Consider the following 19417-nt stretch of genomic DNA (forward strand, 5'->3'; position numbering starts at 1 on the left):
ATTGAGGCATGTCAGGTCACGATCACTCTCATTCACATTCTCATGGCGGCGCGCCCGGCGAGAGCCACCACAAGCGCATTGCCATTGCCCTGGGTATTACGCTGGCCGTCTTTGTCTTCCAGGTCATCGGGTCAATCCTCACGGGATCCCTGGCCCTGCTCTTTGATTCGGCCCACGTCCTGACCGACGCCGGCGGGCTGGCCATGGCACTGCTGGCCGCCCGGCTGATGGTCCGCCCGGCCAGCAGCAAGCGCACCTGGGGATTCGCCCGCGCCGAGGTGTTGGCGGCAACAGCGCAGGCCGCGGTGCTTCTCGCCGTCGGGCTTGTTGTCTTGGTGGAGGGCATCCAGCGGCTGTTCAACCCCACGGAAATTGCGTCGCAGGAAATGATCTGGTTCGGTGCGATCGGCCTGCTGGGCAACATCATTTCGATGTTTGTGCTGATGGGCGGGCGCAACAAGAACTTCAACATGCGCGCCGCGTTCCTGGAAGTGCTCAACGATGCGCTCGGGTCGGTGGCCGTGATCGTCGCCGCAATTATCATCTCCACGACCGGCTGGCTGCAGGCCGACGCCATCGTGGCCATGCTGATCGGCGCCTTGATCCTGCCCCGCACCGTGAAGCTGCTGCTGGAGACCATCCACGTGCTGCTGGAATCCACGCCGTCGGGCCTTGACCTGGACGAGGTCCGCAAGCACATCCTCGGCCTGGATCATGTGCGCAGCGTCCACGACCTGCATGCGAGCCAGATTGCGACCGGGCTGCCGATTCTGTCAGCGCACGTGGTGGTGGATGACGAATGCTTCCATGACGGGCACGCGCCGCAGATGCTCGACGCCCTGCAAAGCTGCGTGGCCGGCCACTTCGCGGTCAGCATCGAGCACTCAACGTTCCAGCTGGAACCGGAAAGCCACGCCGAACACGAACTCGGCGCCCACCACTGACGTTGGCTGCGCAGCGGCCTGTGCGTGTTGAGCAGGTCAAGTTATGCGCATTGTTCCGCTCTGAGCCTGCGCATAGGCCAAGGCCGCTTGGCCTATGCGCTAACGGGGCACTCGGCGCTTGCGCATAAGGCCCCATGCGCACTGTGAGCACCCTGGGCTTGCGCATGGCAAAACTCCGGATTCCCTATGCGCCCGGTTGGGCGTGGGCGTGGCGCACAATGCATGGGCGGGCTCTGTAGCCGGCGCAGAGCCGGGTGCGTTTTCGCCGCAGCGGAGCAGCAAACGAAAAGTACGCCCGTTCCCCAATTAATGCGCCCCGTAGACCGGGCGCATTAATGGGGAACGGGCGCGGAAACGGGCGTTAGGAGATGACCCCGTCCACGAGGGCCTTCGCCTCGGCCTGGACCTGGGCGAGGTGCTCGTCGCCCTTGAAGGATTCGGCGTAAATCTTGTACACGTCTTCGGTGCCGGAGGGGCGGGCTGCGAACCAGGCGTTCTCCGTGGTGACCTTCAGGCCTCCGATGGCCGCGCCGTTGCCGGGGGCCTCCGTCAGCTTGGCCGTGATGGTTTCCCCGGCGAGCGTGGTGGCTGAAACGTCGGCGGCGGAGAGCTTGCCGAGCGCGGCCTTCTGGTCCCGGGTGGCGGCGGCGTCGATGCGCGCGTAGGACGGCGCCCCAAAGCGGGCGGTCAGATCGCCGTAGTGCTGGGACGGCGACTTGCCCGTGACGGCCGTGATTTCCGAGGCGAGCAGGGCCAGCAGGATTCCGTCCTTGTCAGTGGTCCAGACGGAGCCGTCCTTCTTTACAAAGGAGGCGCCGGCGGATTCCTCGCCGCCGAACACACCCTCGCCCGAGAGCAGGCCGGGCACAAACCACTTGAAGCCCACAGGGACCTCCACGAGCTGGCGGCCGAGGTCGGCGGCCACCCGGTCAATGATGGAGGAGGACACCAGCGTCTTTCCCACGCCGGCGGTGGCGGGCCACTGCGAGCGGTGCGTGTACAGATATTGGATGGCCACGGCCAGGTAGTGGTTCGGGTTCATCAGCCCGCCGTCGGGGGTGACGATGCCGTGGCGGTCGGCGTCGGCGTCGTTGCCCGTGGCGATGTCGAAGGGAGCCCCTGCGGACAGCTTGTTGATCAGGGAAGCCATGGCCGACGGCGATGAGCAGTCCATGCGGATCTTCTCGTCCCAGTCGAGGGTCATGAAGGCCCACTGCGGGTCCACGAGCGGGTTGACCACTGTCAGGTCCAGGTTGTGGCGTTCGCCAATCTCGCCCCAGTAGTCAACGGAGGCCCCGCCCATGGGGTCCGCGCCGATGCGCACGCCGGCGGCCCGGATGGCGTCGAGGTCAAGGACGGAGGGCAGGTCGTCCACGTAACCGGAAAGGAAGTCGAACTTGCCCGTGGTGGAAGCATCCATGGCCTGCTGGAACGGCACGCGGCGCACACCGCGCAGCCCGTCTTCGAGGAGCTCGTTGGCGCGGTTCGCGATCCAGCCTGTGGCGTCTGAATCGGCCGGTCCGCCGTGCGGCGGGTTGTACTTGAAGCCGCCGTCGCCGGGCGGGTTGTGGGACGGGGTGACCACAATGCCGTCCGCGAGCCCGTCCGTACGGCCCTTGTTGTGGCTGAGGATGGCGTGGGAGACGGCGGGGGTGGGCGTGTAGCCGTGGCGGGCGTCAATGAGAACCTCGACGCCGTTTCCCGCCAACACTTCCAGCGCCGTGTTCTGTGCAGGCTCGCTCAGGGCGTGGGTGTCCTTGCCCATGAACAGCGGGCCGGTGATGCCCTGTCCGGCACGGTATTCCACGATCGCCTGCGTGATGGCTGCGATGTGGCCCTCATTGAAGGAGGACTTCAGGGAGGAGCCCCGGTGCCCGGAAGTGCCGAACGCGACCCTCTGGGCCGGATCGCCCAGATCCGGGGTCAGGTCGTAGTAGGCGTCCATCAGTGCGGTGATGTCGACAAGGTCTTGGGGAAGGGCAAGTGTGCCCGCGCGGCTGGCCATAAACCCAGCATGACAGAACACTCCATCTTTTGGCATCCGATGCCCAGCTTGTGAACCAGCAATACGCGCGGGGAAATCCATGGCTGGATTACGATGGAAGGCACCCGCCGGGTGCGAAGTGTCCGGCGGTGACAGTCCAAGGAGTCCGTGATGACCCACTTTCAGCAGCCGCCGCTGCCCCCGCAGCAGCCGCAGCAGCCGGGCCCGCAAGCCTGGCAGGAGCAGTCGACGGCGTGGCAGCAGGAACAGCCTGTGCCGGCATGGCAGCAGCAGCCAAACGGTGCCCCCGCCCAGCACGACGGCGGCCCCGTCCCTGTGCGGAAATCCGGCGAGTCTCAGCAGTTGAGCCTGGCGAGCATGATCCTGGGCCTGGGTTCGCTGTTGTTCCTGGGCTGGCTGATGTTTCCGCAAGTCATCGGGATTGTCGTGGGCCACATGGGGCTGGCAAAGGAGAGCCCGCAGGGGCGCAGCTTCGCCGTCACTGGACTTGTCACCAGCTACCTGGCCCTGGCGATCTGGGGTGCGCTGTGGGCGTTCGGCCTGTTCTTCCTCGCCGCGCTCATGGGCTCGCTGGAAAGCGACTTCACCACCTACACCTGACGCACGACGGCGGCCTGGCAAGCGCCATGGGAAGGCCGCCCGCGGAGGCGCCACCCAAGCAAAGGCGGCACCCCACCCGGCGCCATAATCGCCAGGCGGGGTGCCGCCGTCGTGCTTCAGGGGTGGAGCCCCAAAGCGTTAAAGAACGCCCTGCATCAGCTTCTTGATGGGCTTCTTGGCCAGGAACAGCAGGACACCGAAGCCGATCGAGACCAGGCCGACAACGAGGAAGTAGGGGGTCTCGTTGGCGGGGTCGTACCACTGGGCGAGCACGCCCGACATGGCCGTGCCGAGTGAGACGGACAGGAAGAACAGCGCCACCATCTGCGTCTGGAAGGCGGCCGGTGCGAGCTTCGTGGCCAGTGAGAGGCCCACGGGGGAGAGCATGAGCTCGGCGACCGTGAACAGCAGCAGGATGAACACGATGGCCATCATCGGCACGGCGGCCATGCCCGCGAACGGGATGAACGTGAGGTAGGCCAGGCCCATGACCACCAGCGCCACGGAGAACTTCACCGGCGTGCCGGGCTGGCGCGTGCCGAGCTTCGTCCAGAGCGCGGCGAATACGCCGGCCAGGATGATGATGAAGACCGGGTTGATGGAGGTGACCCAGCTGGCGGGCACCTCCCAGCCGAGGATGCTGCGGTCCAGGCGCTTGTCGGAGTACAGGGCAATCACGGTGAACTGCTGCTGGAACAGCGACCAGAACACGGCGCTCGCCAGGAACAGCGGCATGAACGAGAACACGCGGCTGCGCTCGGTGCCGGTCAGGGTCTTGTTCGCCAGGATCACGGCGAAGTAGGCGACGGCGGCGGCGATGACCACGGCGACAATGACCCACTTGAGGTTCTCGGCCGTGATGAGTTTCAGGGCCACGGCCAGGATGATAACCACGACGCCGGCAATCGCCAGGGCGGCGAACTTGCCGTACTGCGCCCGGGGGAGCGGGTTGGGGACGTTGTGTGCCGAGGCGGGAAGGTTCTTGCGGGTCAGGCCATACTGCAGCAGGCCGAAGCCCATGCCGACGGCTGCCGCGGCAAAGCCGACGTGGAAGCCCCAGGTGACCTGAAGCCAGCCAGTCACGAGCGGGCCGATCAGGCCGCCGATGTTGATGCCCATGTAGAAGATGGAGAAGCCGGCGTCGCGGCGGGGATCGTCCTTGGAGTACAGCGTGCCGACGAGCGCTGTGGCGTTGGCCTTCAAGCCGCCGGAGCCAATGCCGATCAGGATCAGGCCCACTGCCAGGCCCGCGGCGCCCGGCAGGAATGCGAGCGAGAGGTGGCCGGCCATGATCATGATGGCGCTGTAGAACAGGACCCGTTCGGAACCCATGAGGCGGTCCGCGACCCAGGCACCGAGGATGGTGGAGAGATACACGCCGCCGCCGTAGGCGCCCACGATCCCCAGGGCCGTGGACTCGTCCATGCCGAGACCGCCGTCGGTGACGGAGTAGTACATGTAGTAGGCGAGGATGCCTTGCATGCCGTAGAAGGAGAACCGTTCCCACAGCTCAACGCTGAAGAGGTTCAGCAGCATCTTTGGCTGGCCGAAGAAGGCGGTGTCGTTGGGTTTCTTGGGAGCCTGTGCCGTACCGGCGGGGCTGTTTTGTGAACTCACACCTCCAATTTTTGCACTGACGTTATATTTCGTCACATTTGCATTCTGCTGCACGGGGTGTTTGCCTCCGGCGCATGGCTCCGGCCAGCCCCCGCTTCGCTCCGCACCGGCGCGGGGACTACGCTTGAAGCAGCTAAGGACTTTTTGTGTGCAAGGAGAATGCAGATGTCAGACATCATGAACGTAAATGTCAGTGAATTGGCCGCCGACTCGGTGATCCTTGACGTCCGCGAAGACTACGAATGGGAGGCCGGGCACGTGGACGGCGCCCTGCACATCCCGCTCGAGCAGCTGCCGGAGCGCCTGGAGGAACTGGATCCGGACGTTGACGTGAATGTCATCTGCCGCACGGGCGGGCGATCCTTCCGGGCCACCAGCTGGCTGGTCCAGAACGGCTACTCCGCGTTCAACGTAACGGGCGGCATGGGTGCCTGGTTCGAGGCGGACAAGCCCATGGTCTCCTCCAACGGCGAAACCCCGCGCGTCCTCTAAATCTGCACGCCCGCAGCCCCCATAACGACAGGTTCCCCATGACTTCCGCGCCCTTTGACACCTCCCTGCCCCTGACCTTCCTGGGCCCGGAGGGGACGTTTACGGAATCTGCCCTGCTGCAGGTTCCTGGCGCCGCCGGCATGGCACGGATCCCGTCAACGAACGCCGCAGCGGCGCTGGCCAAGGTGCGTTCCGGCGAGGCATTCGCCGCGATGCTGCCCATCGAGAACTCCATTGAGGGCGGTGTCCCGGCAACCCTCGACGCCATCTCCAACGGGGTCGAGCTGCGGATCCTCCACGAGGTGGTGGTCCCGGTCAGCTTTGTGCTGCTGGCACCGGACGGCGTCTCCCTGGCCGACATCACTGCCGTGGGCACCCACCCGCATGCCTGGGCCCAGACCCGCGACTGGTTTGGGGCGCACCTGCCGGATGCCAGCTACGTCCCGGCCAATTCGACGGCGGCTGCCGCGCACGCGCTGGTGGCCGGCACCGACGCCTTCCAGGCCGCCGTCTCGGCGCCCCTCGTGGCGGAGCAGACCGGGCTGAACATCCTGGCCGCGGGCATTGAGGACAACCTGGGTGCGGTGACCCGCTTTGTGCTGGTGGGACAGCCCGGAACCCTGCCCGAACCCACGGGGGCAGACAAGACCACGCTGGCGATCCCGCTGCCGGAAGACCATCCCGGCGCGCTCATGGCCATCCTGGAACAGTTCGCCAGCCGCGGCGTGAACCTGAGCCGCATTGAGTCCCGGCCCACCGGCCAGTTCCTGGGCCACTACACCTTCAGCGTGGACGTGGACGGGCACATCCGGGACGCCCGCGTGGCCGACGCCCTCCGCGGCCTGCACCGGGTCAGCCCGGGCATCCGCTTCCTTGGCTCGTACCCGCGCGCCGACAGGCAGCCGCCGCAGATCCGCTCCTACAACGCCGACGCCGCATTCGACGAGGCGGCGACGTGGGTGGACACCCTCCTGTAGCCCCTGTTCCCCTTCGGCTCGAGGGGGTGATGCGGTTTCACGCGGTCACGCCTGCCCGCTTTTTGCACCCGAATGAATCGAGGGGAGCTGGCACCGGCGCGTCCCTTTCCCCGCGCGGCGGCCGGGCCTATGCTTGGCGTATCCCCAGAGGGATGCGAAAACGTTGGTCCCAGCAGGGAAGAGGCGAATCGGACATGGACCCGCAGGCACGAAAAAATGAAGGCCGCATTGTCAATCCCAAGCACAATGAAGGCCCTGACACGTCCGTGGGGGACGAAGGCGACGACGCCAACGAACTGCGCTTCGACGAAGAGGAACGCCTCATCCGCGAGCAGTCGCAACGCCCGGAAACGGACTAGGCTCCCCGAACGGGAACAGGCACGGGCAACGCCGGCAGGGGGCAACGCGCCTGCCCGGGCCGACCGCCGGCCTATGCGCCGGGGTTGTTTGGCGCCGACACGCGCACCAGCACGGCCTTGGGCTCCACGCTGACCTTCACCTGCGTTGCGGAACCGGACGGGTCGCCGTCAATCTGTGTCTCCACCGGCAGCACGGTCCGGATGGTCACGCCCGTGGAGCGGTAGAAGTCGATCACCGGCAGGTGGTTCTTGTGCTGCAGCACCACCTTCCCCGCCATCGCCAGCCAGCCCAGGGCACTTCGGGGACTGACCACCACAATGTCCAGCACGCCGTCATCAATCAGGGCGTCCGGCACGAAATCAATGCCGCCGGGAAGCCGGCCGCAGTTGGCAAACAGCACGGAGCGGACCTTGCGCTGCTGGGCGGGTTCGTCGTCGAGCGTGATGCTGACCTTCTTCCGCCGCCCCGCCATGTGCCGCAGCCCGGCCTCGCTGTAGGCCAGCCAGCCCACGTGCTCCTTGAGCTTGGAATTGGTGTCGCCCATGACCTCGGCATCCATGCCCAGCCCGGCAATCACCATGAAGGAATGCTTCGCCACGGCGCCCGTCACGCCGTCCTCAATCTCCATGAGCCCCGCGTCGATGTGGCGCTGGTGGCCAAAAAGGGCAATCTGCACGCTCGCCGCAATGTCCGTGACATCCAGGTCCAGGTTGCGGGCCAGCAGGTTCCCGGTGCCCAGCGGAACAATCGCCATGGGCACCTCGGTGTGCCGCAGGGTCTGGGCCACGGCGCGCACGGTGCCGTCGCCGCCGCCCACAATGACGACGTCGGCCTTCGCCTCAAGCGCAGCCGTCGCCATCGCGACGCCCGGGTCCTCCGCCGTCGTCTCGAGGAAGATGGGCGCGGGCCAGTCGGCCTTGGAGACGGAGCGCGTGATGAGAGTCTTGGCGTCCTCCGCCCCGTTTTTGGTGGGGTTGTGGATGAACACGACCTGCTGGCGGGCCAGGTGGATTTTGTGCGGGGAATCGGCCACGGCGCTGCGGGTGTGCTTCTGCGCGAGCTTGCGCACACCCAGCCAGCTGAAGACGACCGCGAGGAAAATGGCGGCCACAATGACGACGACGAGGATTTCAGTTGGCATGATTCCCTAACCTTATCCGGTGAACTTGTTTTGATTGGATAGGCTTAGCGGGTGATCGATGTACGAGACCTCTGCGAAAATCCTGAAATCTACCGTGCCAGCCAGCGGGCCCGCGGTGCCGAACCGTCCCTGGTGGACGCCATTGTTGCGGCCGACGCCGACCGGAAGTCCGCGATCACCTCCTTTGAGGAGCTGCGCGCCGCCCAAAATGCTTTTGGCAAGAAGGTGGCCAAGGCCAAGGGCGAGGAAAAGCAGGCGCTGCTGGCCGAGGTGAAGGAACTGGCCGCCTCGGTGAAGGCCGCCTCCGCCGCAGCCGATGCCGCCGCCGCCGGGCAGGACGCCCTGGTGCGCAGCCTGCCCAACCTGGTCTCCGACGGCGTCCCCGAAGGCGGCGAAGACGACTACGTTGTGGTCAAGACCGTTGGCACGCCCCGCGAATTCCCCGACTTTGAGCCCCGCGACCACCTGGAGATCGGCGAGCTCATCGGCGCGATCGACATGGAACGCGGCGCCAAGGTCTCCGGCTCGCGCTTCTACTTCCTCAAGGGTGTTGGTGCCCGCCTGGAAATGGCGCTGCTGCAGATGGCCATGGACCAGGCCATCGAGGCCGGCTTCACCCCCATGATCACCCCCACCCTGGTGCTGCCGGAGACCATGGCCGGCACCGGTTTTGATGTGGAGCACGACGCCGAAATCTACCGTCTCGCCGACGACGACCTTTACCTTGTGGGCACCTCCGAGGTGGCCCTCGCCGGGTACCACGGCAACGAGATCATCAACGTGGCCGAGCCCGTGCGCTACGCCGGATGGTCCTCCTGCTACCGCCGCGAGGCCGGTTCGCACGGCAAGGACACCCGCGGCATCATCCGCGTGCACCAGTTCAACAAGGTGGAAATGTTTGTCTACACCTCCGTTGACAAGGCCGCCGAGGAGCACCAGCGCCTGCTGGCCTGGGAAGAGGAGATGCTCGCCAAGGTGGAGCTGCCCTACCGTGTCATCGACACCGCTGCCGGCGACTTGGGCATGTCCGCCTCCCGCAAGTTTGACTGCGAGGCGTGGGTCCCCACCCAGGACGCCTACCGGGAGCTGACCTCCACCTCCAACTGCACCACGTTCCAGGCCCGGCGCCTGAACATCCGCGAACGCCAGGTTGCAGCCGACGGCGGCAAGGGAAGCACCCGGGCGGTGGCCACACTCAACGGCACGCTGGCCACCACGCGCTGGATCGTGGCAATCCTGGAACACCACCAGAACGCCGACGGTTCCGTCAACGTCCCCGTGGCCCTGCGCAAGTACCTGGGCGGGCTGGAAGTGTTCCCGGTCCTGTAGCGGCCGGCTTTCCGTTGGCCTTGGTGAACACCGGGCAAATACTCACACTGTGCAAAGGGCTGTGGGTATTTGCCCGGTGTTCACCGCTTTAACAGCCAACGGTGTGTGCCATTGCCGGCGTTGCATGTTTGACTTGGGTCATGACAATGACAGCAAACACTGCAATCACCGGCATCGACGACCGGACCAGCCAGAAAACCCAATACCTTGTGGCCCTTGACGTGGACGGCACGCTCGTGGACCACGACGGCGGCATGACCGATTCCGTCCGGGCCGCAGCCCAGGCCGTCGTCGAAGCCGGGAACCACGTCATCATCGCCACGGGGCGCTCGCTTGGCGCGGTGCTTCCCGTCGTCGAGATGATCGGCATGCGCCGCGGCTATGCCGTGTGCTCCAACGGCGGCGTGACCATCCGGCTGGACCCTGAACTGCCTGACGGCTACGAAGTGATCCACCGCGAGACGTTCGACCCGGCCCCCGCCCTGACCGCGCTGCGGGACAAGATCCCCGGTGCCCGCTTCGCCCTCGAGGACGCAGAGGGCAACTTCCTGGCCACCTCCCGATTCCAGGATGACAGCTTCGGCATCGCGGCGCGCGGGGTGGACTTCCACCACCTGCTCGAGGCCGAGGCGGTGCGGGTGGTGGTGAACAGTGCCGAGGCCAGCACCGACGCGTTCGCGGAGGCGATCGCAGCGGCCGGGCTGCACGGGGTCACCTACGCCATCGGCTGGAGCGCCTGGCTGGACATCGCGGCAGAGGGTGTCACCAAGGCCTCGGCCCTGGAGGTGCTGCGCGCCGAACTTGGGGTGGACAGGTCGCTGACGGTCGCCGTGGGCGACGGCACCAACGACCTTGAAATGCTGCAATGGGCCGGCCGCGGCGTGGCGATGGGCCAGTCGATCGACGTGGTCAAGGCCGCGGCCGACGAGGTAGCCGGATCCGTCTACGACGACGGCCTGGTCCCGGTGCTGCGCAGCCTCCTCTAGCAACGGCCGGCAGGGTTCGCCGGCCAAAAAACAAAGGCGGCGCCCCCACTCAAGGGGAGCGCCGCCGTCGTCAATCAAAAACAGTTGCTACTTGGTGTCTTCGTAGCGCTTGATGGAAGCGGTCAGCTCGGCTTCGGCGGCTGCGCGGTCGGCCCAGCCCTCGGCCTTGACCCACTTGCCGGGCTCCAGGTCCTTGTAACGGGTGAAGAAGTGCTCGATCTCCTTGACCAGGAATTCATCCACGTCGGAGAGTTCCTGGATGTGGTCGAAGCGCTTGTCGTCAACAACGCAGAGAACCTTGGCGTCGCCGCCGCCGTCGTCCGTCATGTTGAACACGGCGATGGGGCGGGCGTCCACCACAACGCCGGGGTGCAGGTCAAAGTCCTGCAGCATGACCAGGGCGTCCAGCGGGTCGCCGTCTTCGCCCAGGGTGTTGTCGAAGAAGCCGTAGTGCGTGGGGTACTGCATGGAGGTGAAGAGCACGCGGTCCAGGCGCACGCGGCCGGTCTCGTGGTCGACCTCATACTTGACGCGTGAGCCGCGGGGGATCTCAATCGTTACGTCGTGCTTCATAGTGTTACTCCTCGTAATCGGGTTTGCGCGGCCCGACAGGGCTCCGCGCAGGAATTCCGTCTACTATGAGGATATAGGCGCAATGGATGCGCTAAAAACCCGCCCGGAATCGCTGGGCATATTACTGCCCATTTCGGCGTGAGACATTGAGCCGGACCACGAGTTTGCGAAGGAACCACCTATTTCCATGGGACGCACGTCGAAAATTGTGACGGGCGGATTGCTTGTCTGTGCCCTCGTTGCCATCAGTATTCCTGTGGGCAAGGAAGTGGTTCCGGGGCTCTTTCCGCAGGACCAGTCGTCAACGGTCACCACGCCGGCCGCCCAGCTGCCCCCTGCCGCGCTGAGCCAGGTGGCGAGCGTTTCGGAGCTGAGCCCCGACGCGCCGCTGCCGGACGCCGCCGCGCTGTCGGACCAGCTGAAGGAAGCCCTGAAGTACGACGGCGCGGGCACAGTGAGCGTTTACGTCTCCGACGTCCTGACCGGGGAAGAGCTGTTCTCCGCCGACGGCTGGACCGCGCGGACCCCGGCATCAAACCAGAAGCTGCTCACCGCCGGCGCCGCACTGGCGACTCTCGGCCCCCAGACCCGCTTCACCACGCGCGCCGTGACCGGAAGCCAGCCCAACCAGATTGTGCTGCAGGCCGGCGGCGACGTCATGCTGGGCCGGGATGACAGCAAGCCCAATGAGATCATGGGCCACGCGGGCATTGCCACGCTGGCGAAGAAGACCGCCGAGTCTCTCGCCGGCGCCCCGGGACCATACACCCTCGCGATCGACGACACCATGTTCACGGGGTCGACGTTGAACCCGTACTGGCCGACCGAAGACGTGGCCGCAGGTGAAATTGCGCCGATTTACCCCATGGCCCTGTTCGGTGCCCGGTATGTTGCCGGCGAGCTGACGGGGCCCCGCCCCCACGACGCCCCGGTGGAAGTGGCCGAGGCCTTCGCCGTTGCACTTGAGCGGGCCGGCGTGGAGACCATTGGAATCATCACCCGCTCGAAGACGCCGGAAGGCGCCACGGAGCTGGGTTCCGTCCAGTCCGCAACGGTCGACGAGCAGACCCAGTACATGATGCAGTGGTCGGACAACTACGTGGCAGAGGTGCTTGGCCGCATGGTGGCGCGAAAGCTCGGCGAGCCCGTCACCAACGAAGGCGCCGTGTACGCCGTCCGCAAGTCCGTCCGGAACCTCGGCCTGCCGATGGACACGATCTGGACTGTCGACAATTCCGGCCTGTCCGTGAGCAACCGCGTCAGCCCGGCACAGCTGGTGCAGTACCTGAACATCCTCCTGAAGAACCCCGCCTCCAGCGCCGGCCAGGAACTGAAGGGCCTGCCCATAGCCGGCCTGACCGGCAGCCTGTCCGACCGCTATATCGAGCCGCCTTCCTGGGAGGCAGCCGGCGTGGTCAGGGCCAAGACGGGAACACTGAACCTGGTCACCGCGCTGAGCGGCTACGTGGTGAACTCCGACGGGCGCCTGCTCTCCTTTGCCATGATCGGCAACGGTCTCACCGACGGCCCCGCCCCGCTGCGGACGGTGTTCGACAACGCCGCGACGGTCCTCGCCAAGAGCTAGAGGCTCTCCTGCGAGCCGGGCTGCAGACAGTTGCTCAGGCCGCGGGCAGCTGCGATTTCAGGGACTCGGTGCGCTTCTGCGCGAAAGCTTTCACCGTGGCGGAACTGGTGGCGATGCTGTCGCTGGTCAGGGCGTCGCTGCTGGGGATGGATGCGGTGATCTGCTCCAGCAGTTCCAGCGCCTTGCCGCTGGAATACATCTGTGAGTACAGCTCCACGTAGGCGCTGTCGTAGAGTTTCTTGAAGCTTGCCGCGGCCAGGAACCGGCTCTTTAGTGGATTCCCGCCCCGGCCGCCGCTGCCTCCTCCGCCCATGGTCAATGACTGCTCCGGGCTGGCCGTGGCATTGCTGCTCATGGCCATGTTCAGATCCCAGGAAATGACGGTGAGCAGTTTCGTTTCCACGTTGTAGCCAAGGTAATAGTTCTGGCCCGGACCGGCCATGTCATCCGTGTTGGCAAGTAGGTTTTGCGTGGCCGTGTACCTGGCGAAGGATGGAACATCCACCCAGTTGGCCAATTGCGCCTCAAAGGTGGCGTCATCGGCCTCGCCAAGCCATTTGAGGAAGTCGATGATGGGTGCCAGATCCTGAGTATCCTCTTGATTCAGCTGCTTGAACTGCTCTTCATAGGTGGCCTTGTCGTCCCCTTGGTAGCTGAAAGACGACTCGGAGTCAGCCTTGAACAAGACGGTCTTGCCGTTGTCGAGGGCATCGGCGTAGTCTTCGGCCGGGTTTTCCAACAACAGCCGGGACTGGGTCTCGGAACCGTTGACCGAATAACTCGCGTACGCAAAGCGCTGGGAGGCCTGGCCCGTGGCCGCCGTCAGCCCCAGGGCCAGGGCCTCGTTGATCACGGGCGAACCGGGCCGCAGCGCCAACTCGGTCAGTCCCTGATACTTGGTGCCCTTGACGTACTTGTCGAAGCGGATCAGCAACGGCAGAGACTGCGGAACATCGGCCGAGATTCCGTTGGAGGCGCCCATCCCCCCACCCATGCCACCGGGGTAGTTTCCGCCGCCGCGGCCGGCAGCGCCGGTGGGCATATCGGTGGGCCGGGTTCCGCCGTTGGGTGCCCCGTCCGGGAAGTTTTTGCCGCCCATGCCGCCGGAACCGCCCAGAGTGCGCAGCGTGGAGTTGCCCTTGAGCCGGACGCCGACGTTCTTGATCAGCACACCGTCAATGGTGAGGTCTGCGCTGATCCACTCCTTGCTGGAATCGGTGCCATAGGCGTCGATCATGCCCTGGTAGTCGTCCTCGTTCCAGCTCAGGCTCAACTGATGGCTGACACCGGTGCCGAACAAGGCGGTGCCGCCATCGATGGCCGTGCCGGCGGCGGCAGTTCTCACCGCCGCGGTCTCGGTTTTGGAGCAGGCGGCCGTGGCAAGGGCAAGCCCGGCGACGGAGAAGGCCAGAAAGTGCCTGCGTGAGGGGGATTTGTGCTGTTTCATTTTTTGGGCTTCCTTTGGATGTCGGGGCGGGACCCGGCGATTCATGGGGTTTGATGGGTGGTAGTGACGCTGCGGGACCCTAGCGGCGCCCCGGGGCGGGCGCGGTGGTGTAGTCGCCGGCGGTGACAGAGGCCAGTTGGGTGGCCCCGTCCGTGGCTCCCGAGCCTCCGCTGTTAACCGTGTACTGGGCCCCGGCGGAGATGTCGGGAGAGGTGAATACCAGCGAGGAGGCGGCCTTGGCGGTGACGAAGGCGGCCACCACGGCTCCGGAAGAGTCGGTGATGTTCAGCGTGGTGCCGGACGGAATGGTGGAGTCAAATGTGAACTGGAGTCCGGACTGGCTGGAGGAGTCGCTGGGGGCCACCGCCATGCCGGCGCTGCCGACAGCGGTGAGGGTGCCGCCGGTGACGGTCAGGTCCCCGTTGACATCCAGGGCGCCATTTCCGTCAGTGGTGGGACCGTTGACCACCACTGTGCCGCCGCTGATGGTGGCGTTGCCGTTGGAATCCAGCCCGTCGCCATCGGCATTGACGGTGATGGCTCCCCCGGAAATATCCAGCGAGAAGTCTCCCACCTCATCCATGCCGCCGCCCATTCCGCGGCCCATTCCGCCGACGGGCGCGTCGGCCGGTGCCTCGGCGGTGCCGGTGCCCGTGCTGCTGCCGCCTGCGGCGTTGATGCCATCATCGCTCGAGGTGACGTTCACGATGCCGCCGGAGATGGCGATGTGGGCTGCCTCCAAACCCTCGTTGGACTCGGCGACGGTGGCGGTTCCGCCGCTGATGGTCAGCGTGGTCGCGGCCTTGATGCCGTCGTCGCCAGCTGCAACGTTGAGTGATCCGCCGGCCAACAGCAGCCAGCCACGGTCTGCATCCGTATCGTTGGTGGATTTGACGCCGTCATCGCCGGCCTTGACGGTGTAGCTGCCGTCCAAAAGCGCCAGGTAGTCCTTGCCCTTGATTCCGTCGTCGATCGCATCAACGGTGACCGTGCCCGACGCCAGCACCAGCCCGTCCTGAGAGACAACGCCATCGGCGTAGTTGCCATGGACCGTCAGGGAGCCGGGTCCGGCAATGGTCAGGTCGGCCTTGGAATACACGGCGGCGTTGGGTGCATCCGTGGCGGTGTTGGCGTAGCTGCTGCCGTCGCTGAGCGTGTTGGCGGTTCCCCCGGCCAGGTACAGAAGCACCTCGTTGGCGCTTTGGATGTCCACGACGGGGCCGGTGGCACTGCTGATGTTGGCGTCATCAAGCACGATCCTCACCACGTCGTCAGCCGCGGCCACCACAATGCTGCCATCGTCCAGGGAGCCGGAGATCCTGTACGTGCCGCCGGCACTGATGGTCAGAACCCCGGAGTGCACTGCCACGTTCGCGGCGTTCGCACCGGCTGCCGTCCCGGAGCCATTGGCCAGGGTGATGGACGTTTCTGTTGCGGCGTCCCATGCCAGGTCATCGTCATCAAAGTGTGTGGCGTCTGCAATGCTGGCGGCCAGTTCGGCGCTGGTCCCGGAGGCGGCCGCGCCGGAGGCGGCGGAAGCGTCCGTTGCCGTCCCAGCAGCGTCGGCAGCCGACGATGTTGCGCTGGAGGTGGGGACCGGCGTCGTCCCTGTTGAAGCCGACGAGCAACCGGCGAGGGCCAGGGCCAGGGCGAATGCGGCGACGGAGGTGACTTGTTTGGCCTTGGGAAGGAATTTCATGGTGTGCTCCTTGTGGGAGAAGTGGGGTGCGGCATGTGTTGGCGCAGTGTGCGATGCCAGCGGTTGGCGGGCAGGTCCGGGATAAGCAACGCCATCCCGGTGGCGAATTTGGATATGCGGCTGGGACGGATGCCTGCCCGCCACAGGTGCTTGTCCAGGCCGGAGGGTGCAGAACCGGACTTCGTTTCCACCACCACCTTCCCAGACAGGACCAGTTGCGGGCCCTCCGGAATGGTCCACGTGACGGCGAGGTCAATCGTGGCCCGGCTGTTGGACTCCGGCAGCAGCAAGGTGATGCGGTTGTATCGGGTCTCCAGCACCGGTGCCAGTGCCTCCGGGGACAGGGCTGGTGCGGTGTCGGCGAGGGTTTCGCGGATGTAGGCGGCGCCGTCGGCGGTGATCGTGGAACGGTCCGCCGGGAGGTAGGGGATGTGCTCCTTCACGGTGGCGCTGCGGGAACCCTCCGTCTTGACCTCCAGGAAGCAGATGCCGGCATCCTGGTAGCTGCGGGTGCGGATCTTGAACCGGCGACGGCGCCCGTGTGCGGCAAGGTGGTAGCTGGCCAGTTCGGGGGTGTCGAAATACACCGAATCGTAGGCGAAGGCACGGATGTCGTCCGTTTCCAGAACCCGCATCTCCTCGTTTACTCCGGCCAAGAGGCCGGGCAGCCGGTGGGCCGGGACCACGTATTTGCGGTCAATGCGGGTCTGCAAGGAGGCCAGTTCATTGAGCTCAGCCAGTGAAACGACGGGCAGCTGGGCCAGCGAAGCGGGCAGGGTGGTGGCGGCGTTGGCTGGGACGGTTGCGTGGCTCATGGTGCGGTCACCGAGTTCAGGGCCGGCAGTGACGCCCGGGCGTCCTTCGTTCCTTGGGAACCGTGGGCCGGGAGTTGCTCCTGCGCCGGCCCGTGCGGGGCAGCGGTCCGGCCGGGCAGTTCGAATCGGACGTCAACTGTGGTCTTGTCATTGACCAGGTCCAGGTTTTGCACAATGGCGGTGTGCACCCGGCTGCCCAGGACCTCCTCCAACCGGGCCTCCAAGGCAGCCGGATCACCGATGGCCTGGTCCAGAACCACGATTTGCTGGCGGTACCGGGGCAGGAGCCGCTGGTGGTCGCCGAGGAAGACCACGGTCAGGATCAGGCCCATGAGGGAGAGTGTGAGCCACACAGGTTCCACGCCGAGGCCGGCAATGAGGCCAAGGGCCAGGGCGGAGAAGTAGTAGGCCACCTCATGCTGGGACAACTCGGTGGAGCGCAGCCGGATGATGGAGAGCACCCCGAACAAACCCAGGCCCAGCCCCACTCCGGCGGCCGAGGAGGCCAGGGCCGTGGCCACCGCGAGCACGCCCACATTGATGCCGAGGTAGGAAACCAGCAGGTCTCGGCGCCGGTGGCGTCGCAGGTACATGCCAAAGGTCAATATGCTGATGGCCAGCAGGTCGGCGGCCACAAAAATCCAAGTGTTCATCGTCTCTCCAAAAATCGGGTGCGGGGGCTACTATGACCAGACTTTCGTCTGAGCCTGTGCCGAATCTGTGTCGGTGGAAAGCTGGGCTTGTGAATGTTGTGCGGTGTTCGCAGCTGGCCGGTTGCGGAAAAGGAAGCGTCTTTGCAGAGCAAAGCTGGCAAGGAACAGAACCGCCTCGGTGACCGCCTTCGCCGGCAGTGGCGTCAGCCCGGCACCCGTGAAGCTCAGCAGCAGGACATAATTGGCACCCAAAAGCCCGGCCGCCAGCAACAGGTAGCGCCCAGCCGAGCGCCGCACCGGCACGGCGCGCCCCTCCGGAAACACCAGAGTGCGGTTGACGCAGAAGTTCAACCCGGCACTGACGGCGCGGGCACCAAGCACCGCCAGCCACAAGGGGCCGCCAACCGCGACAAGGGCCACAAACGCTGCGGTGTCCACCAGGAACCCCAGGAATGAGGAGGCGGAAAACTTCAGCAGCGGGGCGTAAATGCGCGCAGAGTCCCGCACCGGCCGGAAATGTGAGGACTTGTTGCTGTTCAGGTAAATGGTGGCGATGGGCACTGATTCGAAGCCGAAGCCGCGGCTGCGAGCCTCCAACAGCACATTGAGCTCGTACTCGTAGCGGTCCCCGCGGACGGTGGCCAGCCAGGGCAGCAACTGGGCCGGATAGCCGCGCAGCCCCGTCTGGGTGTCGCTCAGCCAGGAGCCCGTGGCCAGGGCAAAGAACAGCCGGGTGGCACTGTTGCCAATGCTGCTGCGCAACGGAATCCGGCCGCTGAAATGGCGCTCGCCGAGAACCACCGTGTTCTCGGCGTTCACAGCCTTGGCTACGCGCAGGATGTCCACCACACTGTGCTGGCCGTCGCTGTCGGCGCATACCACCGGCTGGCCCGGATGGTGGGCGGCAATGTAGCTGAACCCGGTCTTCAGTGCCTGGCCCTTGCCGTGGTTGTTGGGGTAGCCAACGACGGTTGCCCCGCACTCCTTGGACCGGGCAAAGACGGAATCGAAGTCGGGGGAACTGCCGTCGTTGACTACAACGACGGGGTGGTTGGGGGCTGCCTGCCGCAGCGCCTCCACCAGGGAGGGCAGGTTCTCATCCGGTTGGTAGGCCGGGATCAAGATGATCATGGCGCGGCTACTTTCCGAGGTAGAGAATGTCGGAGGTGCCGCGTTCCTGGTCTCTGCCCAGCGGCTTGTTGACGAGGTGCCCGTTGAAGTACATGGTGGAGGAGCCGCCACCGTCGATGTTGTAGGCGGTGACGGCGCCCAAATCCAGCATGATCTGGGCCAGCTCCGTCATGGTGACCCCCGTGCTGTAGCCGGGCGCACGCCCGTCCACAACCACAAACACCAGGTGGTTGGGACCCAGGACGCCCACGGCGGTGCGCGGCTGCAGCCCCTGGATGGAGTGGTTGCCAAAGTTGGTGTCCACCTCCACCTCGGCAATGCCGTCACGGATGCTGCCGCCTTCTATGAGGGAGGGGCCAAAGGAGAGCGTGTTCCACACCCCGGCCGCCACGAGAGCCTCGGCGTTGACGGCGGTTTCGTCATACACCTCAACTGTGCCGTCCCGGTGGAAGGCAAGCCCCTCACGGGCGCCCTTGTCCCGATAGGCGACGCCATTGCGAATCACGATCCCGGTGTCGCGAAAGCCGTAATAGTCGCCGTTGATGGCAAAGACGGCTCCATTTTCCTCAGCGATGGTGGAGGTGGTGGCGGTGATGTTTTCACCAAACTTGTTCTGCGCAAACGCTGAGCGCAAAACGGTGGCATCTGTGAGCCTCAGATCGGCCGTGAAGTAGGCCAGGGCCGTGTTCCCGCTGCCGGAGGTCACCGCCTTGATGGCCAGCGTGCCCTGATCGGATGTGTAGCTGTTGGCACTTGCGACGGCGGTCGCACCGGTCCCAGCCCCGTCGCTGGCCCCCGAGAGTGAGCCTGTGTCTGCGGCCCGGCTGGATTCGTACGCGGAGACGTCGTCAATTTCCACATGCGGGACCACGAAGCGCTCCAGCGCCCAGGTGGCGGCACCGCCGGCGGACAGCAACAGGCCCAGGGCCCCGCCGAGTACCACCCGGCGGCTGGGCCCGCTCCGTGGTGTGGCCGGGGATTCCTGGGGTCGGGTGGCAGGGGGAGCGGGAGGGGGAGAAGTAGTCATGCTTCTTTTTTATGCAGCCACCCTGTGCCGTTTGCA

At 65.7% G+C, this 19417-nt stretch carries 18 protein-coding genes; 8 read left to right on the forward strand and 10 right to left on the reverse strand.

Features of this window, described 5'->3' with window-relative positions; all coding sequences use genetic code 11:
- Positions 1-8: 8 nt before the first annotated feature.
- Positions 9-944 (forward strand): cation diffusion facilitator family transporter, encoded by a 936-nt coding sequence (locus JOF48_RS08195; RefSeq protein WP_209679384.1) that lies wholly within the window; start codon positions 9-11, stop codon positions 942-944.
- A gap of 361 nt (positions 945-1305) precedes the next feature.
- Here the strand turns inward: JOF48_RS08195 and pgm are convergent, their stop codons facing one another.
- Positions 1306-2949 carry a phosphoglucomutase (alpha-D-glucose-1,6-bisphosphate-dependent) gene (gene pgm / locus JOF48_RS08200; RefSeq protein ID WP_209679387.1) on the reverse strand — a complete coding sequence of 548 codons (1644 nt, stop codon included), beginning with the start codon at positions 2947-2949 and terminating at the stop codon, positions 1306-1308.
- Between the two features lie 150 nt (positions 2950-3099).
- Between pgm and JOF48_RS08205 the strand changes: the two genes are divergently transcribed.
- Positions 3100-3549: a DUF4190 domain-containing protein gene (locus JOF48_RS08205; RefSeq protein ID WP_209679390.1), complete on the forward strand. Its 450-nt coding sequence runs from the start codon at positions 3100-3102 to the stop codon at positions 3547-3549.
- Between the two features lie 138 nt (positions 3550-3687).
- On the opposite strand, the gene JOF48_RS08210 is transcribed toward JOF48_RS08205, so the two are convergent.
- On the reverse strand, positions 3688-5166 hold the full coding sequence (locus JOF48_RS08210) for a peptide MFS transporter (protein WP_342591195.1): 1479 nt from the start codon (positions 5164-5166) through the stop codon (positions 3688-3690).
- A gap of 165 nt (positions 5167-5331) precedes the next feature.
- On the opposite strand from JOF48_RS08210, the gene JOF48_RS08215 reads away from it, so the two are divergent.
- From JOF48_RS08215 to JOF48_RS08225, 3 genes are all read left to right on the forward strand, one after another.
- The gene (locus tag JOF48_RS08215) at positions 5332-5658 is read left to right on the forward strand and encodes a rhodanese-like domain-containing protein (protein ID WP_209679393.1); all 327 of its coding nucleotides are present in this window, start codon (positions 5332-5334) and stop codon (positions 5656-5658) included.
- A 38-nt stretch (positions 5659-5696) separates the two neighbouring features.
- Complete coding sequence (gene pheA, locus JOF48_RS08220; RefSeq protein WP_209679396.1) at positions 5697-6635, forward strand: prephenate dehydratase; 939 nt, start codon at positions 5697-5699, stop codon at positions 6633-6635.
- Between the two features lie 194 nt (positions 6636-6829).
- A complete protein-coding gene (locus JOF48_RS08225) occupies positions 6830-6994 on the forward strand; it encodes a hypothetical protein (RefSeq protein ID WP_209679399.1) in 165 nt (54 codons plus the stop codon).
- Positions 6995-7065: 71 nt separating this feature from the next.
- Here JOF48_RS08225 and JOF48_RS08230 read toward each other — a convergent pair whose 3' ends face one another.
- The gene (locus JOF48_RS08230) at positions 7066-8136 is read right to left on the reverse strand and encodes a diacylglycerol/lipid kinase family protein (protein WP_209679402.1); all 1071 of its coding nucleotides are present in this window, start codon (positions 8134-8136) and stop codon (positions 7066-7068) included.
- 51 nt (positions 8137-8187) lie between these two features.
- Here JOF48_RS08230 and serS point away from each other — a divergent pair, with 51 nt between their 5' ends.
- Both serS and JOF48_RS08240 read left to right on the forward strand, forming a co-directional pair.
- Positions 8188-9465, forward strand: a complete 1278-nt coding sequence (gene serS, locus JOF48_RS08235; protein ID WP_209679405.1) for a serine--tRNA ligase — start codon at positions 8188-8190, stop codon at positions 9463-9465.
- Between the two features lie 140 nt (positions 9466-9605).
- Positions 9606-10451, forward strand: coding sequence for an HAD family hydrolase (locus tag JOF48_RS08240; protein WP_209679407.1), 846 nt, complete (start codon positions 9606-9608; stop codon positions 10449-10451).
- Between the two features lie 87 nt (positions 10452-10538).
- On the opposite strand, the gene JOF48_RS08245 is transcribed toward JOF48_RS08240, so the two are convergent.
- On the reverse strand, positions 10539-11024 hold the full coding sequence (locus JOF48_RS08245) for an inorganic diphosphatase (RefSeq protein ID WP_209679410.1): 486 nt from the start codon (positions 11022-11024) through the stop codon (positions 10539-10541).
- 187 nt (positions 11025-11211) lie between these two features.
- Between JOF48_RS08245 and dacB the strand changes: the two genes are divergently transcribed.
- Positions 11212-12609 (forward strand): D-alanyl-D-alanine carboxypeptidase/D-alanyl-D-alanine endopeptidase, encoded by a 1398-nt coding sequence (gene dacB, locus JOF48_RS08250; protein WP_209679412.1) that lies wholly within the window; start codon positions 11212-11214, stop codon positions 12607-12609.
- 34 nt (positions 12610-12643) lie between these two features.
- On the opposite strand, the gene JOF48_RS08255 is transcribed toward dacB, so the two are convergent.
- From JOF48_RS08255 to JOF48_RS08280, 6 genes are all read right to left on the reverse strand, one after another.
- On the reverse strand, positions 12644-14056 hold the full coding sequence (locus JOF48_RS08255; protein WP_209679415.1) for a CotH kinase family protein: 1413 nt from the start codon (positions 14054-14056) through the stop codon (positions 12644-12646).
- 79 nt (positions 14057-14135) lie between these two features.
- Positions 14136-15755, reverse strand: a complete 1620-nt coding sequence (locus JOF48_RS08260; protein ID WP_209679417.1) for a carbohydrate-binding domain-containing protein — start codon at positions 15753-15755, stop codon at positions 14136-14138.
- Complete coding sequence (locus JOF48_RS08265; RefSeq protein WP_209679420.1) at positions 15752-16570, reverse strand: polyphosphate polymerase domain-containing protein; 819 nt, start codon at positions 16568-16570, stop codon at positions 15752-15754. Before JOF48_RS08265 ends, JOF48_RS08260 begins: the two co-directional genes overlap by 4 nt.
- Positions 16567-17223, reverse strand: a complete 657-nt coding sequence (locus tag JOF48_RS08270) for a DUF4956 domain-containing protein (protein ID WP_209679423.1) — start codon at positions 17221-17223, stop codon at positions 16567-16569. The genes JOF48_RS08265 and JOF48_RS08270 overlap by 4 nt, the downstream gene beginning before the upstream one ends.
- A 30-nt stretch (positions 17224-17253) precedes the next feature.
- On the reverse strand, positions 17254-18354 hold the full coding sequence (locus JOF48_RS08275) for a bifunctional glycosyltransferase family 2/GtrA family protein (protein ID WP_209679426.1): 1101 nt from the start codon (positions 18352-18354) through the stop codon (positions 17254-17256).
- Between the two features lie 7 nt (positions 18355-18361).
- Positions 18362-19381, reverse strand: a complete 1020-nt coding sequence (locus JOF48_RS08280) for a phosphodiester glycosidase family protein (RefSeq protein WP_209679429.1) — start codon at positions 19379-19381, stop codon at positions 18362-18364.
- Positions 19382-19417: the final 36 nt, after the last annotated feature.

The sequence above is a fragment of the Arthrobacter stackebrandtii genome (assembly GCF_017876675.1).
In the GTDB taxonomy this organism is placed as follows: Bacteria; Actinomycetota; Actinomycetes; order Actinomycetales; family Micrococcaceae; genus Specibacter; species Specibacter stackebrandtii.

What these genes read in the sequence shown, in the direction of transcription:
- JOF48_RS08255 (WP_209679415.1), bottom strand. Translation starts at nt 14,056, where the DNA reads ATGAAACAGCACAAATCCCCCTCACGCAGGCACTTTCTGGCCTTCTCC.
- JOF48_RS08260 (WP_209679417.1), bottom strand. Translation starts at nt 15,755, where the DNA reads ATGAAATTCCTTCCCAAGGCCAAACAAGTCACCTCCGTCGCCGCATTC.
- JOF48_RS08280 (WP_209679429.1), bottom strand. Translation starts at nt 19,381, where the DNA reads ATGACTACTTCTCCCCCTCCCGCTCCCCCTGCCACCCGACCCCAGGAA.
- JOF48_RS08275 (WP_209679426.1), bottom strand. Translation starts at nt 18,354, where the DNA reads ATGATCATCTTGATCCCGGCCTACCAACCGGATGAGAACCTGCCCTCC.
- JOF48_RS08270 (WP_209679423.1), bottom strand. Translation starts at nt 17,223, where the DNA reads ATGAACACTTGGATTTTTGTGGCCGCCGACCTGCTGGCCATCAGCATA.
- pgm (WP_209679387.1), bottom strand. Translation starts at nt 2,949, where the DNA reads ATGGCCAGCCGCGCGGGCACACTTGCCCTTCCCCAAGACCTTGTCGAC.
- JOF48_RS08195 (WP_209679384.1), top strand. Translation starts at nt 9, where the DNA reads ATGTCAGGTCACGATCACTCTCATTCACATTCTCATGGCGGCGCGCCC.
- JOF48_RS08215 (WP_209679393.1), top strand. Translation starts at nt 5,332, where the DNA reads ATGTCAGACATCATGAACGTAAATGTCAGTGAATTGGCCGCCGACTCG.
- JOF48_RS08225 (WP_209679399.1), top strand. Translation starts at nt 6,830, where the DNA reads ATGGACCCGCAGGCACGAAAAAATGAAGGCCGCATTGTCAATCCCAAG.
- JOF48_RS08230 (WP_209679402.1), bottom strand. Translation starts at nt 8,136, where the DNA reads ATGCCAACTGAAATCCTCGTCGTCGTCATTGTGGCCGCCATTTTCCTC.
- pheA (WP_209679396.1), top strand. Translation starts at nt 5,697, where the DNA reads ATGACTTCCGCGCCCTTTGACACCTCCCTGCCCCTGACCTTCCTGGGC.
- JOF48_RS08205 (WP_209679390.1), top strand. Translation starts at nt 3,100, where the DNA reads ATGACCCACTTTCAGCAGCCGCCGCTGCCCCCGCAGCAGCCGCAGCAG.
- JOF48_RS08245 (WP_209679410.1), bottom strand. Translation starts at nt 11,024, where the DNA reads ATGAAGCACGACGTAACGATTGAGATCCCCCGCGGCTCACGCGTCAAG.
- JOF48_RS08265 (WP_209679420.1), bottom strand. Translation starts at nt 16,570, where the DNA reads ATGAGCCACGCAACCGTCCCAGCCAACGCCGCCACCACCCTGCCCGCT.
- dacB (WP_209679412.1), top strand. Translation starts at nt 11,212, where the DNA reads ATGGGACGCACGTCGAAAATTGTGACGGGCGGATTGCTTGTCTGTGCC.
- JOF48_RS08240 (WP_209679407.1), top strand. Translation starts at nt 9,606, where the DNA reads ATGACAATGACAGCAAACACTGCAATCACCGGCATCGACGACCGGACC.